Annotated in this window: 14 protein-coding genes; 6 read left to right on the forward strand and 8 right to left on the reverse strand. The window is 76.5% G+C overall.

Translation table 11 applies throughout. The features are described 5' to 3' along the window. Window positions 1-63: 63 nt before the first annotated feature. Window positions 64-2,163, reverse strand: coding sequence for an excinuclease ABC subunit UvrB (uvrB, locus tag A2CP1_RS13495; protein WP_012633791.1), 2,100 nt, complete (start codon window positions 2,161-2,163; stop codon window positions 64-66). 113 nt (window positions 2,164-2,276) lie between these two features. On the opposite strand from uvrB, the gene A2CP1_RS13500 reads away from it, so the two are divergent. The 3 genes from A2CP1_RS13500 to A2CP1_RS13510 all read left to right on the forward strand — a co-directional run bounded on the left by A2CP1_RS13500 (window position 2,277) and on the right by A2CP1_RS13510 (window position 4,133). After that, the gene (locus tag A2CP1_RS13500; RefSeq protein ID WP_012633792.1) at window positions 2,277-3,509 is read left to right on the forward strand and encodes an MXAN_6577-like cysteine-rich protein; all 1,233 of its coding nucleotides are present in this window, start codon (window positions 2,277-2,279) and stop codon (window positions 3,507-3,509) included. Window positions 3,510-3,647: 138 nt separating this feature from the next. Further along, a complete protein-coding gene (locus A2CP1_RS13505; RefSeq protein WP_011420331.1) occupies window positions 3,648-3,851 on the forward strand; it encodes a cold-shock protein in 204 nt (67 codons plus the stop codon). Between the two features lie 90 nt (window positions 3,852-3,941). Beyond that, window positions 3,942-4,133 carry a hypothetical protein gene (locus A2CP1_RS13510; protein WP_012526597.1) on the forward strand — a complete coding sequence of 64 codons (192 nt, stop codon included), beginning with the start codon at window positions 3,942-3,944 and terminating at the stop codon, window positions 4,131-4,133. A 31-nt stretch (window positions 4,134-4,164) separates the two neighbouring features. Here A2CP1_RS13510 and cysS read toward each other — a convergent pair whose 3' ends face one another. From cysS to A2CP1_RS13525, 3 genes are all read right to left on the reverse strand, one after another. After that, the gene (gene cysS / locus A2CP1_RS13515; protein ID WP_012633793.1) at window positions 4,165-5,610 is read right to left on the reverse strand and encodes a cysteine--tRNA ligase; all 1,446 of its coding nucleotides are present in this window, start codon (window positions 5,608-5,610) and stop codon (window positions 4,165-4,167) included. Between the two features lie 34 nt (window positions 5,611-5,644). After that, window positions 5,645-6,805, reverse strand: a complete 1,161-nt coding sequence (gene ispD / locus A2CP1_RS13520; protein WP_012633794.1) for a 2-C-methyl-D-erythritol 4-phosphate cytidylyltransferase — start codon at window positions 6,803-6,805, stop codon at window positions 5,645-5,647. Between the two features lie 176 nt (window positions 6,806-6,981). After that, window positions 6,982-7,497 (reverse strand): CarD family transcriptional regulator, encoded by a 516-nt coding sequence (locus tag A2CP1_RS13525; protein ID WP_011420328.1) that lies wholly within the window; start codon window positions 7,495-7,497, stop codon window positions 6,982-6,984. Between the two features lie 194 nt (window positions 7,498-7,691). Between A2CP1_RS13525 and A2CP1_RS13530 the strand changes: the two genes are divergently transcribed. The 3 genes from A2CP1_RS13530 to A2CP1_RS13540 all read left to right on the forward strand — a co-directional run bounded on the left by A2CP1_RS13530 (window position 7,692) and on the right by A2CP1_RS13540 (window position 11,204). Continuing rightward, on the forward strand, window positions 7,692-9,995 hold the full coding sequence (locus A2CP1_RS13530) for a DNA internalization-related competence protein ComEC/Rec2 (protein WP_012633795.1): 2,304 nt from the start codon (window positions 7,692-7,694) through the stop codon (window positions 9,993-9,995). Window positions 9,996-10,004: 9 nt separating this feature from the next. Then, the gene (locus tag A2CP1_RS13535; RefSeq protein ID WP_012526601.1) at window positions 10,005-10,265 is read left to right on the forward strand and encodes a hypothetical protein; all 261 of its coding nucleotides are present in this window, start codon (window positions 10,005-10,007) and stop codon (window positions 10,263-10,265) included. Between the two features lie 120 nt (window positions 10,266-10,385). Then, window positions 10,386-11,204 carry an FHA domain-containing protein gene (locus A2CP1_RS13540; RefSeq protein ID WP_012633796.1) on the forward strand — a complete coding sequence of 273 codons (819 nt, stop codon included), beginning with the start codon at window positions 10,386-10,388 and terminating at the stop codon, window positions 11,202-11,204. Between the two features lie 4 nt (window positions 11,205-11,208). Here A2CP1_RS13540 and A2CP1_RS13545 read toward each other — a convergent pair whose 3' ends face one another. The 4 genes from A2CP1_RS13545 to hisZ form a co-directional block, all read right to left on the reverse strand. Next, complete coding sequence (locus A2CP1_RS13545; RefSeq protein ID WP_012526603.1) at window positions 11,209-11,616, reverse strand: hypothetical protein; 408 nt, start codon at window positions 11,614-11,616, stop codon at window positions 11,209-11,211. Window positions 11,617-11,805: 189 nt separating this feature from the next. Further along, window positions 11,806-12,732: a hypothetical protein gene (locus tag A2CP1_RS13550; protein WP_012633797.1), complete on the reverse strand. Its 927-nt coding sequence runs from the start codon at window positions 12,730-12,732 to the stop codon at window positions 11,806-11,808. Window positions 12,733-12,788: 56 nt separating this feature from the next. Further along, the gene (locus A2CP1_RS13555; RefSeq protein WP_012633798.1) at window positions 12,789-14,087 is read right to left on the reverse strand and encodes an adenylosuccinate synthase; all 1,299 of its coding nucleotides are present in this window, start codon (window positions 14,085-14,087) and stop codon (window positions 12,789-12,791) included. Between the two features lie 133 nt (window positions 14,088-14,220). Beyond that, window positions 14,221-15,270: an ATP phosphoribosyltransferase regulatory subunit gene (hisZ, locus tag A2CP1_RS13560; RefSeq protein WP_012633799.1), complete on the reverse strand. Its 1,050-nt coding sequence runs from the start codon at window positions 15,268-15,270 to the stop codon at window positions 14,221-14,223. Between the last annotated feature and the right edge of the window lie 9 nt (window positions 15,271-15,279).

A 15,279-nucleotide genomic window follows, 5' to 3' on the forward strand; every position in this document is an offset into this window, starting at 1 on the left:
GCGGGCGGGCGTCCGGGGCTGCCGCCGGTGGCGGTGCCGTGCGCGCCCGCGGCGCGCCCGCGCTCAGCGCCGGCGCCGGCGCTGCATGGGCCGCTTCGCCCCGCGCAGCTTGCCCATGGCGGCCGCGCTCGCCACCGCCCCGCTCCCCAGCGACCCCCTCGCCCCCGCGGCGCGCGCCGGCAGCCCGAGCTGCAGGTCCTTCAGCGCCTGCACCCGGTCGCGCAGCTGCGCCGCCTTCTCGAACTCCAGCGCGCGGGCCGCGTCCTGCATCTCGCGCTCGAGCGCCGCCACGATCTCCGGGAGCTGCTCGGGCCGGTACTCGGCGCCCTCCTCGGCCGCGAGCGGCACGGTCACGTAGTCCGCCTCGACCACCGCCATGCCGAGGTCGCTGATGTTCCGCTTCACGGTGGTGGGCGTGATGCCGTGCTCCGCGTTGTAGCGCTCCTGGATCTCGCGGCGGCGCCCGGTCTCGTCGATCGCCTGGCGCATCGAGGCGGTGATCGCGTCCGCGTAGAGCAGCACCCGGCCGTTCACGTTGCGCGCGGCGCGCCCGATGGTCTGGATGAGCGACACCGCCGAGCGCAGGAAGCCCTCCTTGTCCGCGTCGAGCACGGCCACCAGCGAGACCTCGGGGATGTCGAGCCCCTCGCGCAGCAGGTTGATGCCGATGAGCACGTCGAACTCGCCGCGGCGCAGGTCGCGGATCACCGCGCTCCGCTCCAGCGTGTCGATGTCCGAGTGCAGGTACCGGCAGCGCACGCCGACGTCGGTGAAGTACTCGGTGAGATCCTCCGCCATGCGCTTGGTGAGCGTGGTCACGAGCACCCGCTCCCCCGCCTCGGCCCGCTTGCGCACCTCGCCCAGCAGGTCGTCCACCTGGGAGCCCACCGGCCGGACCTCGATGTGCGGATCCACCAGCCCGGTGGGCCGGATGAGCTGCTCGACGACGACGCCCTGCGCCTGCTCCAGCTCGTACGCGGCGGGCGTCGCGGACACGTAGATGGCCTGGCGGACCAGCGCCTGGAACTCCTCGAACTTGAGCGGGCGGTTGTCGAGCGCGGAGGGGAGCCGGAACCCGAACTCCACCAGCGTCTCCTTGCGCGAGCGATCGCCCCGGTACATCGACCCGATCTGCGGGACCGTCTGGTGCGACTCGTCGATGACGAGGAGGAAGTCCTCCGGGAAGTAGTCGAGGAGGCAGGGCGGCGGATCGCCCGCCTTCCGTCCGGAGAGCCACCGCGAGTAGTTCTCGATGCCCGGGCAGAAGCCCATCTGCTCCAGCATCTCCAGGTCGAACATCGTCCGCTGCTCGAGCCGCTGCGCCTCGACCAGCTTGTTCGCCGCCTTCAGCTCGCCGAGCCGCTCGCGCAGCTCCTCGCGGACGCCGGCGATGGCGCGCGCCCGGACCTCCGGCGCCGACACGTAGTGGCTGTTCGGGAAGATCGCGACCTTGTCCAGCTCGGCGAGCGTGGCGCCGCGGAGCGGGTCGAACTCGTGGATCGACTCGACCACGTCGCCGAAGAACTCGATGCGGACCGCGCGGTCCTCCTCGTACGGCGGGAACACCTCGATGGTGTCGCCGCGCACCCGGAACGTGCCGCGGTGGAAGTCGAGGTCGTTCCGCTCGTACTGGATGTCGATGAGCGAGCGGATGAAGCGGTCGCGCAGGAACTCCTGGCCGCGCTCGAGGCGCTGCAGCAGGCCGTGGTAGGCCTCGGCGGTGCCGAGGCCGTAGATGCACGAGACGGAGGCCACGATGAGCACGTCGTTCCGGGTGAGCAGCGCGTGGGTGGCCGCGTGGCGCATCCGGTCGATCTCGTCGTTGATGGACGAGTCCTTCTCGATGTACGTGTCCGTCGAGGGGACGTACGCCTCGGGCTGGTAGTAGTCGTAGTAGCTGACGAAGTAGTGCACCGCGGCGGTCGGGAAGAGCTCCTTGAACTCCGCGTAGAGCTGGGCCGCCAGCGTCTTGTTGTGGGCGATGACGAGCGTGGGGCGCTTCACCTCGGCGACCACGTTCGCGACGGTGAACGTCTTCCCGGAGCCGGTGACGCCGAGCAGCACCTGGTGGCGCTCGCCGCGGCGCAGGCCGTCGGTCAGCTCGGTGATGGCCCGCGGCTGGTCGCCGGTGGGCTGGAACGCGCTCTGGAGGTCGAAGGGCACCGCGGGAATGTAACAGCCCTCCCCGGCGGGTTCAGCGGCCCCTTGCCGCGGGTTCCAGGCCCCACCTCGCTTCCCACCCAGAGTAATCTGGAGCCCCGCTCCGAAAGGCCCCCATGCACCCGCTCGTCCACGCCGTCCGCGCCGTCCCCCTGGTCCTCGCCCTCGCGCTCGCGGCGTGCAGCGGGGGCTCGAAGGCGTCGTGCCCGGCCGGCCAGACCGACTGCGGCGGCACCTGCGTCGACCTGCAGTCGAGCACGATCCACTGCGGCGCCTGCCTCCACGCGTGCGCGGCCGGCGCGGCCTGCACGGCGGGCGCGTGCGCCTGCCCGGCCGGGCAGATCCCCTGCGGCGGGCGGTGCGTGGATCCGGCCACCGACGCCGCGAACTGCGGGGCCTGCGGCCACGCGTGCGGCCTCGGCACCTGCGCCGGCGGCGCCTGCGCCTGCGCGGCGGGCGCGAGCGCCTGCCCGGGCGCGAACCCGGAGTGCGTGGACCTCCAGGCGGACCGGACCCACTGCGGCGCCTGCGACGTCGCCTGCGGGCAGCCGGCGCCGGACTGCGCGGCCGGCGCGTGCACCTGCAGCCCGCCCCGGACCGCCTGCGGCGCGGCCTGCACCGACACCCGCATCGACGCGTCGAACTGCGGCGCCTGCGGCACCGTCTGCCCGCTCACCAACGACGTGTGCCTGGGCGGGACGTGCCAGTGCCCGTCCGCCCTGCCCGACGTCTGCCCGGCGGCCGGCTCGCCGCAGACCTGCGTGAGCCTCGCGCACGACGTGCGGAACTGCGGCGCCTGCGGTCACGCCTGCGCCGCCGGCCAGGACTGCGTCGACGGGACCTGCGCCTGCCCGGCCGGGACGGTCGTGTGCGGGACCGGGAGCGGCGCCGTCTGCACCGACCTCCTCTCGGACCCCGCCAGCTGCGGCACGTGCGGTACCGCGTGCGCACCGGGGACGGCGTGCAGCGGCGGCCGCTGCCTGTGTCCGACCGGCGCGCCGCTCGCGTGCGGCGGGGGCTGCTGCGCCGGCACCGGCTGCTGCGAGGCGGGGACGGCCTGCCAGACGGCCCACGACAACGGTCTCGGGCAGAAGTACTACGACTGCGGCGCCCTGGACGAGCACACCCGGGCCCAGGCCGTCCTCGCGGCGCTGGCCTGGAGCGGCACGGGGACGACGTACGACGGCAGCACGATCTGCGGGACGTTCTGCCTCTGCCGGGAGACGGGCACCCAGGCGGCGGTCTGGTGCTACGCCGGCAGCCCGATGAAGGGCCTCGCCACCGTCAGCAACGTCGGGTCGTGCGCGATCGCCACCTGCCCCTTCGCGGGCGGCGTCGCCTGGCACTAGCCGGAGCGAGGTCCGTCCCCCTGGAACCTGCTCGACTTTTCACCACCCTGCGGCTACGTTACAGGCGTCCCACGCCTCTGGCGCGGCTCGGGGCCGACGGGAAGTGTATCCCGGACGAACACGGAAAGAAGTGTGCAGATGGCGAGTGGTACTGTGAAGTGGTTCAATGACGCGAAGGGCTTCGGCTTCATCTCCCAGGACGGTGGCGGCGAGGACGTGTTCGTCCACCACACCGCGATCGTCGCCGAGGGCTTCCGCAGCCTGCAGGAAGGGCAGCGGGTGGAGTTCGAGGTGAAGAAGGGCCCCAAGGGGCTGCAGGCCGCGAACGTCCGGGGGGCGTAGCCGCCGGTCGGAGTCGCACGTGTCGTGGGGGCCCGGCCGCTCGGCCGGGCCTTCGCGCTTTAGGCCCCCAACCTCGAAGGAGCGCACACCATGGCCTTCCACCCCGGAGCGACCAAGCGGCAGAAGGAAGCGGCGCGGCGAGACAAGCAGCGCCACAAGGAAGAGAAGAAGGAGCAGCGCAAGCGCGAGAAGGCCTCGCGCGAGTCGAACCCCCTCGCCCCCGGCGAGGATCCGGACATCGCCGGCATCGTCCCCGGCCCGCAGCCGCCGCTCGAGGAATGAGCCGGCGAGGCGCGCGGCCGCGCGCCTGCCCCTACTCCACCTTCCAGGTCGTGCCCTGCGGCCCGTCCATCAGGACGACGCCGCGGGCCAGGAGCGCGTCGCGGATGGCGTCGGAGCGCGCGAAGTCCTTCGCCGCCCGCGCCGCCGCGCGCTCCGCGATGGACCGCTCCACCTCGCCGCCGTCGATGCCCCGCCGCGCCGCCGCCCGGTCGCGGATGGCCGTGAGCGCCTGCGCCGGCGGGCGGTCCAGGATCCCGAGCACCGCGCCCACCGCGCGCGCGCCGCGGGCGAAGGCGGCCAGCCGCGCCTTCTCCTCGGACGACTTCTTGCCCTTGCGATCCGCGAGGGCGTTCGCCTCGGTGAACGCCTCGGCCACGATGCCCAGCACCTGCGGGGTGTTGAAGTCGTCGTCGAGCGCGGCGCGCGCCCGCTCCACGAACGCGGGCTCCGCGGCCGGCGCCGCGCCCGCGCCCAGCCGCTCGGCCTTCTCCACCGTCTCGTAGAGCGCGGAGAGGCGCCGCTCGGCCTCGGCCAGCACCTGGTCGGAGAAGTTGAAGTCGCGGCGGTAGTGCGTGCCGAGCAGGAAGAAGCGCAGGGCCTCGCCGTCGAAGCGGGCCAGCACGTCGCGGATGGTGAAGAAGTTGCCGAGCGACTTCGACATCTTCTCGTCGTCGATCTGGACGAAGCCGTTGTGCATCCAGTACCGCGCGAAGTCCTCGGCGTGCAGGCCGTCGCTGGTGGCCGCCACCGACTGCGCGATCTCGTTGGTGTGGTGCGGGAAGACCAGGTCCTTGCCGCCGGCGTGCAGGTCGATGGGCGCGCCCAGGTGCTTCTGGGTCATGGCCGAGCACTCGATGTGCCAGCCCGGCCGGCCCTTGCCCCAGGGCGACTCCCAGGCCGGCTCGCCCGGCTTCGCCGCCTTCCACAGCGCGAAGTCGAGCGGGTCGCGCTTGGCCTCGCCCGGCTCCACCCGCGCGCCGGCGATGAGGTCGTCCAGGTTGCGCTTCGAGAGCCGCCCGTACTCGGGGAACTTGCGGACCGCGTAGTAGACGTCGCCGTTCCCGGGCGCGTAGGCGAAGCCTCGCTCCACCAGCCGGGCGATCAGCGCGACGATCTCCGGGATGTGGCCGGACACCCGCGGCTCGACGTCGGGGCGCAGGTTGCCGAGCGCGTCCATGTCCTCGTGGAACGCGTCGGCGAAGCGCGACGCGAGCGCGATGGGGTCCTCGCCGCGCTCGTTGGCGCGCTGGATGATCTTGTCGTCCACGTCGGTGAAGTTGCGGACGAAGCGCACCTCGAGGCCGCGCGCGCGCAGGTGACGGACCACCACGTCCCAGACCACGTAGCAGCGGGCGTGGCCGAGGTGCGAGTAGTCGTAGACGGTGGGGCCGCACACGTAGAGCCGGAGCTTGCCCGGCTCGAGGGGGACCAGCTCGCGCTTCTGCGCGGTCAGGGTGTCGTGGACCTGGATGCTCATCTCTGTCGTGTCCCGTTCGTCGGCGGGGTCCGGCTCAGCCGGCCGCGCGCACCAGCAGGGCGATCGCGTGCGCGGCGACGCCCTCCTCGCGGCCGACGAAGCCCATGCCCTCGCCGGTGGTGGCCTTCACGTTGACCTGCGCCGGGGAGATCCCGAGCGCGCCGGCCAGCCGCGCGCGCATCTCCTCGGCGCGCGGCGCGATCTTGGGCCGCCTCGCGGCCAGCGTCACGTCGCAGTTCCCCACCCGCCAGCCGCGCTCGGCCGCCTTCGCCGCGATCTCGCGGAGCAGCGCCAGCGAGGAGACGCCCTTCCAGCGCGGGTCGGTGTCGGGAAAGTGCCGGCCGAGGTCGCCGAGCCCGGCCGCGCCCAGGATGGCGTCGCCGATGGCGTGCGCGCAGACGTCGGCGTCGGAGTGGCCGAGCAGGCCGTCGCCCTCGAACTCCACGCCGCCGAGCACGAGCCGCCGGCCCGGCGCGAAGCGGTGGGTGTCGTAGCCCACGCCGGTCGCGACCGGCGCCTCGAGCAGCGCGCGGGCGCGGCGCACGTCGTCCGGCCCGGTGATCTTGAAGTTACCGGCCTCGCCCGGCACGAGCGTGACCGGCGCCCCGGCCGCCTCCACCAGCGCGCACTCGTCGGTGGCGGCGGAGGCGGACGGCCCGGCCGCGGCGTAGGCCTGCTCGAGCACCGCGCGGCGGAAGCCCTGCGGCGTCTGCGCCAGCCACACCGTGCGGCGGTCCAGCGTCTCGAGGACGCGCGGCACCGCGGCGCCGGCCTCGGCGCGCTTCACGGTGTCGGTCGCCGGCAAGGCCGCGAGCGCCGCGCCGTCGCGCGCGGCGGCATCGGCCACCCGCGCCGCCAGCCCCGCGCTCGCGAACGGCCGGGCGGCGTCGTGCACGAGCACCACCGCGCCGTCGGCGGCGGCGAGCCCGTTGCGCACCGAGTCGGCCCGCGCCGGGCCGCCGGCCACGGCCCGCACCGGCTTCCCCAGCCCGGCCACCTCCGCCTCGCCGCGCGCCTCGTCGCCGGGCGGGACCACCACCACCAGCCCGTCCACCGCGTCGCAGGCCGCGAGCACCCGCGCCGAGCGGCGCAGCACCGTCTCGCCGCCCAGGGATAGCCACTGCTTCGCGACGCCGGCCCGCTGCCCCGAGCCGCCCGCCGCCAGGATCCCGATCACGCGCTCGCCGCGGATCACCTCGTCGCCTCCTCGCGGCGCGCGCGCCGCCCGTCCCGCGGCGCCGGCTGGCACCGCCCCTGCTATCACCCGGACGCGTGCCGCACCCGGGCCCAGACGTCAAGCGATCCGCGCGGAGACGCGACCGCCGCGCGGACTTCCGTCCGTGCGGCGGCCCCGGATCCCGCGGAGGGGGATCAGCAGTTGAAGATCTTCTTCAGGTCGTCCTCGACGTCCTGCTCGTCGCACGCCTTCGCGATGGCGAGCTCCTTGATGAGGAGCGAGCGCGCGGTGTCGAGCATCTTCCGCTCGCCGAACGAGAGGTCCTTGTCCGACCGGAGCAGGTAGAGGTCGCGCAGCACCTCGGCGATCTCGAACACGCTGCCGGTCTTGATCTTGTCCATGTACTCCCGGTAGCGGCGGTTCCAGGTGGTGGAGTCCACCGAGACCTCCTTCTCCCGGAGGATCCCGTAGACGCGGCGGACGTCCTTCTCCCCGATGATCTCGCGCAGGCCGACCGAGCCGACCTTGTTCATGGGGATCATGATCTTCATCCCGTTCTCCAGGATGCGGAGCACGTAGAACGACTGTCGCTGGCCGGCGACCTCCTTGTGCTCGATGCCCATGACCTCGCCGACCCCCTGCCCGGGGTAGACGGCCTTGTCCCCGACCTTGAAATTCGGGGCGACCTGAGTAGCCTGCGTTGCGGACATTCCTTCCTCCGCTCCACCGCCGGTGCCGATGGCCGACCGGACGGGTCGACTACGGGGCGGGAGCTTAGTCGCGGGAGACTACCACAGCTCCCCGACACGGTCAATAACACTCGAATTTTCGAGCATATTCGTGACGACCCCGCTGGGACGGCGGCCTGCGTCACGATCCGTCCGCCGGCCGCCGGGGCAGCCCGGTGACGCGCCGGCCGCTGCTCCTGCCGGCCCTCGGCCTGGCGCTCGGCGTCGGCCTCGGGCTCGAGACCTCGGCGATGCCAGCGGCCGCGCTGGGCGCGCTCCCGCTGGCGCTCGTCCCGCGCCTCGCCCCGCTCGCGTTCGGTGCGGCCGGCTGGCTGGCCGCCGCCTCCGCGCGCGTCCCGCCGGTCGCTCCGCCGGAAGGGATCGTGGAGCTGCGCGGCCGGGTGGTGGGCGCGCCCGATCGCCTGGAGGACCGGGTCCGGTTCCCGCTCCGAACCCCGGGCGGCGCCCTCGTCGAGGCCTGGGCGGAGCCCACCCCGTGGCCGCTCGCGCTCGGCGACGAGGTGCGGTTCCGCGCCGCGCTCCGGGCGCCGGGCGGACGCCGGAACCCCGGCGGCCGCGACCCGGGGGAGCGGCTGCGCGCGGGGGGCGCGGCGCTCGTGGCGCTCGCCGAGGGACCGGTGGTCCGCACCGCGGCGCCCGCGGCCGCCTCGCGGCTCGAGCGTGCCCGCGACCAGCTCGCCGAGGCGGCCGGGCGCTGGCTCCCGCCGGAGCAGGCGGCGCTGGTGCGCGCCATCGGCACCGGCGACCGCGCCGCGCTCGACCCCGCCGCCTCGGCGTCCTTCGCGCGGAGCGGCCTCGCGCACGTGCTGGCCGTGTCCGGCTTCCACCTCGTGGTGGTGGCGTTCGGGCTGGAGCGGCTGCTGCGGGCGCTGCTGCTGCGCAGCGACGCGCTGGCGAGCCGCGCGGATCCCCGGCGCCTCGCCGCCGCGCTCACCCTCCCCTGCGCCCTCCTGTACGCGCTCGCCACCGGCGCCGGGGCGCCGGTGGCCCGGGCCGCCCTCGCCGCCGCCGTCATCCTGGCCGGCGCGCTGCTCGACCGGGCGCCCGACCCGCTCAACTCCCTCGCGCTCGCCGCGGTCGCCGTCCTCGCGGCGGAGCCGGCCGCGCTGCTCGACGCCTCGTTCCAGCTCTCCTTCGCGGCCGTGGCCGGGCTCGCCCTCTGGGCCACCCCGCTGCGACGCGCGCTCCCCGTCACGCGCCCTGCCCCGGGCAGCTGGCGCGCGCGGCTCGTCGAGCCGTTCCTGTCCGGCGCGGCCGCGACGGTGGCCGCCACGCTCGCCACCGCCCCGGTGCTCGCGTTCCACTTCCGCCAGCTCCCGCTGCTCGGGGTGGCGGCGAACGTGGCCGCCATCCCGCTCGGCGCCGCGCTCACCGCCCTCGCGGCCCTCTCCGCGGTGGCGGCCGCCGCGTCGCCGCTGGCGGCGGCGCCGTTCCTGCTCGCGGCCGGCCCGCTCGCCGCGGCGCTGCGGGCGGTCTCGGACGCGGCCGCCGCGCCGCGGTGGGGGGCGGTCGGGCTCGCCGCGCCGGGCGGATGGGCGGCCGCCGCGGCCACCGCGCTCGTCCTCGCGATCCCTGCGCTGCCCCGGCGCCTCCGCCTCGCCGCGGGCGCGCTCGCCGCGGCGCTGCTGCTCCTCCCGGGCCCGCTCCGCGCGGCGGCCGCGCGCGCGCGCGGCGGGCTGGAGGTGATCTTCGTGTCGGTCGGCCAGGGCGACGCGGCGCTGCTCCGGCTGCCGGACGGGAGCGCGGTGCTGGTGGACGGCGGCGGCGCCGCGGGCGGCGGGCCGGATCCGGGCGCGCGCGATCTCGTGCCGCTGCTGCGCGACCTCGGGGTCCGCCGGCTCGAGGCGGTGTTCGTCTCGCACCCGCACCCGGACCACGTGCTCGGGCTGGAGGCGGTGGCGCGGGCCTTCCCGGTGGCCCGCGCGTTCTCGAACGGCGACCGCGGCGACGGCCCGGCGCGCGAGGTGCTCGCCGCGCTCTCGCCGATCCCGCTCGCGCCCGGCGAGGCCTGGGAGCGCGCCGGCGTCCGCTTCGAGGCGCTCGGCGGGGATCGGACGCCGTTCGCCGCGAACGACGCCTCGCTGGTGCTGCGCGCCACCTACGGCGCGACGTCGTTCCTGTTCCCGGGCGACGTCGAGGCGGCCGGCGAGGCGGCGGCCGTCGCGCGCGGCGGGCTCCGCGCCGACGTCGTGAAGATCCCGCACCACGGCTCGCGCACCTCCTCCACCGAGCCGTTCGTCCGCGCGGTCGGGGCCCGGTGGGCGGTGGCGTGCCTGGGAGCGCACAACCGCTTCGGCTTCCCGCACCCGGAGCCGCTGGCGCGCTGGGCCGCGGCGGGCGCCGAGGTGCTCCGCACCGACGAGGGCGCCGTCCGCTTCCTGTCCGACGGGCGGGCGGTCCGGCGCGTGGAGGCCGGCTCCGTGCTGGACGCCCTGGCCACCTGGCGGGAGCAGCCCTAGCTTGCGCGCATGAGCATCGAGGACATCGACCTGGCGGCGCTCGCCGAGCGCATCCAGCGCCACATCCCGAGCACCGAGCCGCCGGTCGGCTACCTGCGCGGCCGGAGCTACTTCCGCGACGTGGTCGCGAGCGAGCTGGGCTGCTCGGACCTCGAGGCCGAGGAGCTGGTGGACACGCTCGAGATGAACGGGTTCCTCCGCTTCCAGGGCGATCCGTCGGCGCGCTCCCGCGCCGAGAGCCGCTGGACGGTGGTCCCCGCCGGCCGCTGAGCCGCGGACGCGGGGGCCGCGCCGCGGACGGTCGCGCCCTCCGGGCCCGCGCGATCCCCCCGCCGCAGCGGCGATCCGCGGCGCCGGCCGGCTGGCACGCACCGTGGAACCCGGCCGCACATGCGCCACAGGCTCCACGCCCGGGTCCCCGGGCTCGACGACGCGCCCGGGATCGTCGTCGCGGCCGCGATGACGGCGGGCGGCTCGCAGGCGGATGGGATCGTCCTCGCGGGCCTCCCCCCCGCCGCGCTGCGGCTGCTTCCCTGCGAGGCCGGCGTGGTGGTGGAGCCCGCGGTGGCGGGCGCGCGCGTGGGCGGTCACCCCGTCCCTCCCGGCGCCCGCCGGCTGCTCCGACCGGGCGAGCGCGCCACGCTCCTCGGCGCGGAGCTCGCGCTGGGGACGCCGGAGCCCGGCCCCGGGACGCCCGCGGACCACCGGACGCGCACCTGCGCGGCCGGGATCCTTCGCGCCGGGGCGGCGGGGGGGCCCGCCGCGGCGGGACCGCACCTGCTCGTGCTCGACGGCGCCTCGGCCGGTGCGCGCCTGCCGCTCGGCCCCGATCAGACCATCGGGCGGAGCCGGCGCGCCGACCTCCGGCTGCCGGAGGCGCAGGCGTCGCGCCTCCACGCGCGCGTCCGGGTCCGCGGCGGCGCGATCACGGTGGAGGACCTCGGGGCGAAGAACGGACTGCGGGTGAACGGGGTGGCGGTGGAGCGCGGCCCCCGCGCGCTCGCCCCCGGCGACGAGCTGGAGCTGGGCGGCTGCGCGCTCGCGCTGGTGGTCCCGCCGGCGGCGCCCGAGCCGCCCGCCCGCGCGGCGCCGCCCGCCCCGGCCCGCCCTCGGGCGCGGCCGCTCCCGCGGCTGCCGCGCCTGCCCCGGCGGCTCGCGGCGGTGCTGCTGGCGCTCTCGGCGCTCGCGCTCGCGGCGGCCGGGTCCTGACGGATCAGCGGCGCTGGAGCTGCGCGCGCTCCAGCAGCAGCTCGAACAGCTCGCGGTGCCGCGCGAACAGGCTGGTGAACTGCACCAGGCCGCGGCGGGTGAACACGGCGTACACCCTCCCCGCCAGGCCGTCCTGCACCACGATCTCGACGATCTCGTCGAAGCGCACCGGCCGCACGCGCAGCGGCGTCGCGGCGACGATCCCGTCCGGCGTCACCGTGATCCAGGTCTTCCGGTACACGAACGTGAAGACCAGGAAGAACGCCACGAACGCGCCCGCGGAGAGCACCGAGCGCGCCTCCGAGCCCGGGGCGGCCAGGAGCACGACCAGCACGCCGGCCCAGAGCACGGCCGCGGCTGCGACCGCGATCCGGAGCGGCAGGCGGGTCCGGTAGGTCCGCGCCGTCTCCATGCCTCAAGTGTACGGCCGCGCGCGGAGCCCTGCCATCCCACCCGGCGCGCCGCCGGGCCGCCCGGGAGAGGTGCCCCCGGACGCTCCGGCGCGCAGCGCGCGGAAGCCCGCGGAACCCCGCGGAACCCCGCGTGAACGTCCGTTCGCGCGCGCCCGCGGGCGGCGGCGCTCCGCGAAGGGGCCGCGCCGTCAGGGCTGCAGCGCGGACGTCGCGGCGTCCGTCGTCGCCGGCGCGCTCCCCGCGGACGGCGTGGGCGCGGCGGGCGGGGGCGCCCCGCCGGCCTCGACCGCCAGGCGGCGGGCGTCGGCGCTCGACGGGTCGAGCGCGAGCGCCTGCTCGGCCTGCGCGAGCGCCTGCTCCGCGTAGCGCAGCGCCAGGTACGCGCGGCCGAGCTTCACCCGCGCCGGCGCGCTGCCGGGATCGACGTAGACCGCGTCCTGGTACGCGAACAGCGCCGCGCGGTACTCACCTGCCGTGAACGCGCGGTCACCCTGCGCGAGCTTCGCCACGGCGGCGGCGTTCGGCGGCGGCGGCTCCAGCCCCTCGCCGGAGGCCGGCGCCTCGGCCGCCGCCCGGTCGGCCGCGAGCGCGGCGCGGGCCGCCTCCAGCTCGGCCGCGGGCGCGCCGCCCGCCTCCGCCAGCCGCAGCTCGGCCTCGCGGGCGCGGACGGCCCCGGCGGCGTCGCCGGCGTCGCGCAGCGCCTCGGCGAGCGCGCGCCACGCGGCGGCGTCGTCGGGGCGGAGCCCGGTGCAGCGGCGCCCTGCCTCGGCGGCCCGCCCGGCCTCGCCGGCCCGCCGCGCCGCGACCGCCAGCCCGCACCACGCCGGCGCCAGCTCCGGCGACAGGCGCGCCGCCACCGCGAACGCCTCGGCCGCGTCGGCGGCGGAGCCCGCCGCGAGCAGGAGCTCGCCCAGGGCCGCGCGCGGCTCCGCCCACTCGGGCGCGGCGCGCACCGCCTGGCGGTAGGCCTCGAGCGCGCCGGCGGCGTCGCCCAGCCGGCGACGGGCCGCGCCCTGCGCCTCGAGCGCCGCCGCGTGTGCCGACGGCTCGGCGGCGCGCGCCGGCGGCCCGGCGACGAGCACGGCCAGCCAGAGGAGGAGGACGGGACGGCGCATGCGGGCCGGCACGGGCGCCCGCGGCCGGAGCCGGGGCGCCCCCCTGCGAGCGGCGATCAGCGCGCCAGGAACGGGTTCTCGACCAGGATGGTCTCGCCGCGGTCGGCGCCGACGGAGCAGCCGACGACCTTCACGCCGGCGAGCTCCTCGACCCGCTTCACGTAGGCGCGGGCGCGCGGCGGCAGGTCGTCCCAGGTGCGCAGGTGCTCGAGCTTCTCGGTCCAGCCGGGCAGCTCCTCGTACACCGGCGTGCAGCGCTCGATGACCTCCGGGTCGCTCGGCATCTCGTCGAGGACCTTGCCGTCGAGCCGGTACCCGACCGCGATCTTCACCGTGTCGAAGCCGGTGAGGACGTCGAGCTTCGTCATGGCGATGCCGGAGAGCCCGTTCACCCGCACCGCGTAGCGGAGCGCGAGCGCGTCCAGCCAGCCGGTGCGGCGCGGGCGGCCGGTGGTGGCGCCGTACTCGCCGCCGAGCTTGCGCAGCCGCTCGCCGGTCTCGTCCTTCAGCTCGGTGGGGTACGGGCCGCCGCCCACGCGCGTGGAGTAGGCCTTGGAGATGCCGAGCACGTAGTCCACCGCGGTCGGCCCGAGGCCGCACCCGACCACCGCGTTCCCGGCCACCGTGTTCGAGCTGGTGACGAACGGGTACGTGCCGTGGTCCACGTCGAGCATGGTGCCCTGCGCGCCCTCGAACAGGAGCGACTTGCCCTGCTGCAGCGCGCGGTGCAGCCAGATCGACACGTCGGTGGCGTAGCCGGCGACGCGGCGGCCCAGCTCGGCGTAGCGCTTCACCAGCGCCGGCTCGTCGAGCTCGAGCTTCGCGCCGAGGCGCGCCAGCTCCTCGCGGGCGAGCGCGGCGCGCTCCTTCACCTTGCGGGCGAGGCGCGCCTCGTCGAGCAGGTCGCGGATGCGCAGCCCGCGCCGCGCCACCTTGTCCTCGTAGGTCGGCCCGATGCCGCGGCCGGTGGTGCCGATCTTGCCCTCGCCCATGGCCTGCTCGCGCGCCACGTCGATGGCCTTGTGCCACGGCATGATCACGTGGGCGTCCAGCGAGACCACGAGCTGGCCGTCGTCCTTCAGCGCGCCCTTCGCCTTCAGCCGGTCGATCTCGAGGACCAGCACCTCGGGGTCGATCACCACGCCGTTCCCGATGACGCACGACTTCCCCGGGTGGAGGATGCCGGACGGGATGAGGTGGAGGACGGTCTTCTCGCCCCCGACCACCAGCGTGTGGCCGGCGTTGTTGCCGCCCTGGAACCGCACCACCACGTCGGCGTACTGGGTCAGCAGATCGACGATCTTGCCCTTGCCCTCGTCGCCCCACTGGGCTCCGACGACGACCACGTTCGGCATGTTTGGCTCTCCCTGTCGGCGGGCCCACCCGGACGCGGGACGGCTGCCGTCCCGCGCCGCGCACGCGCACCCGTGGACCGGGCGCGGGCGGGACGCGCAGGTGCGACACCTTACCAGCCGGGCCCCGGATCCGCTAGCGCGGACGTGCGCGCGCGCGACCGCCGCGAGCGGACGCGCGCCGCGGCCGGACGCCGCGGCCCCGCCCGTTCACCCGCTCCAGCGCCTGGGTGGCGAACTCCAGGTCCACCGCGAAGCCGATGGCCGGCCCGGGCCGACCGAAGCGGGCGAGCAGCCCGTCGTAGCGGCCGCCCCGCGCCACCGCGGCCCCGGCGCCGGGCGCGTACCCGGCGAACGTGATGCCGGTGTAGTAGCCGAGGCCGCGCGCCTCGCCGAGGTCCACCGCCACCTCGCGCACGCCGCGACGCCGCGCGATGCGCAGCGCCGCCTCCGTCTCGGCGAGCGACGCCGCCGCCTCCGGCACGGCGCGGGCGATGGCGCGCGCGCGGTCGAGCGCGCCGTCGCCGAACAGGCCGGCGAGCTGCGGCACCGCCTCGCGCGCCTCGGCGCTCCCCCGCCCCTTCGCGGCGGCCGCGGCGAGCGCGGCGCGGTCCTTGCGCGAGAGCGCCTCCCACGCCGCGGACCGGAGCCGCTCCGGCAGCCGCGCCGCCTCCATGACCGCCTCGGCGAAGCGCGCGTGCCCGACCTCGACGCGCGGCGCCTTCAGGCCCACCCGCTCCAGCGACCGCGCCAGCAGCACCAGCGCCTCGGCGTCGGCGGAGGCGCCCCCGGCGCCCAGCAGCTCGACGCCGGCCTGGTAGACCTCGCGCGGCCGGCCCGCCCGGGCCTCGCGCGCGCGGAGCACCGGGCCGTCGTAGCAGAGCCGCGCGGGCGACGGCAGCGCGTCCGGGCGCGCCGCGTAGAGCCGGGCGATCTGCGGGGTGATGTCCGGGCGGATCGCGACCACCTCGCCCGAGCCCGGCTCCACGAACTTCATCACGTCGGCGAGCGCCGCGGGCGAGAGCCCCCGCTCCACCACGTCGAGCCGCTCCAGGGTGGGCAGGAACACGCGCCGGTAGCCGAAGCGGGAGAAGACGTCGTGGAGCTTGGAGGACAGCTCCGCCAGGTGCGCCGAGTGATCCGGCAGCAGGTCGCGGAGGCCGGACGGGAGCGAGAGGTCGAGCATCGGCGCCCG

The sequence above is a fragment of the Anaeromyxobacter dehalogenans 2CP-1 genome (assembly GCF_000022145.1).
Taxonomy (GTDB): domain Bacteria; phylum Myxococcota; class Myxococcia; order Myxococcales; family Anaeromyxobacteraceae; genus Anaeromyxobacter; species Anaeromyxobacter dehalogenans.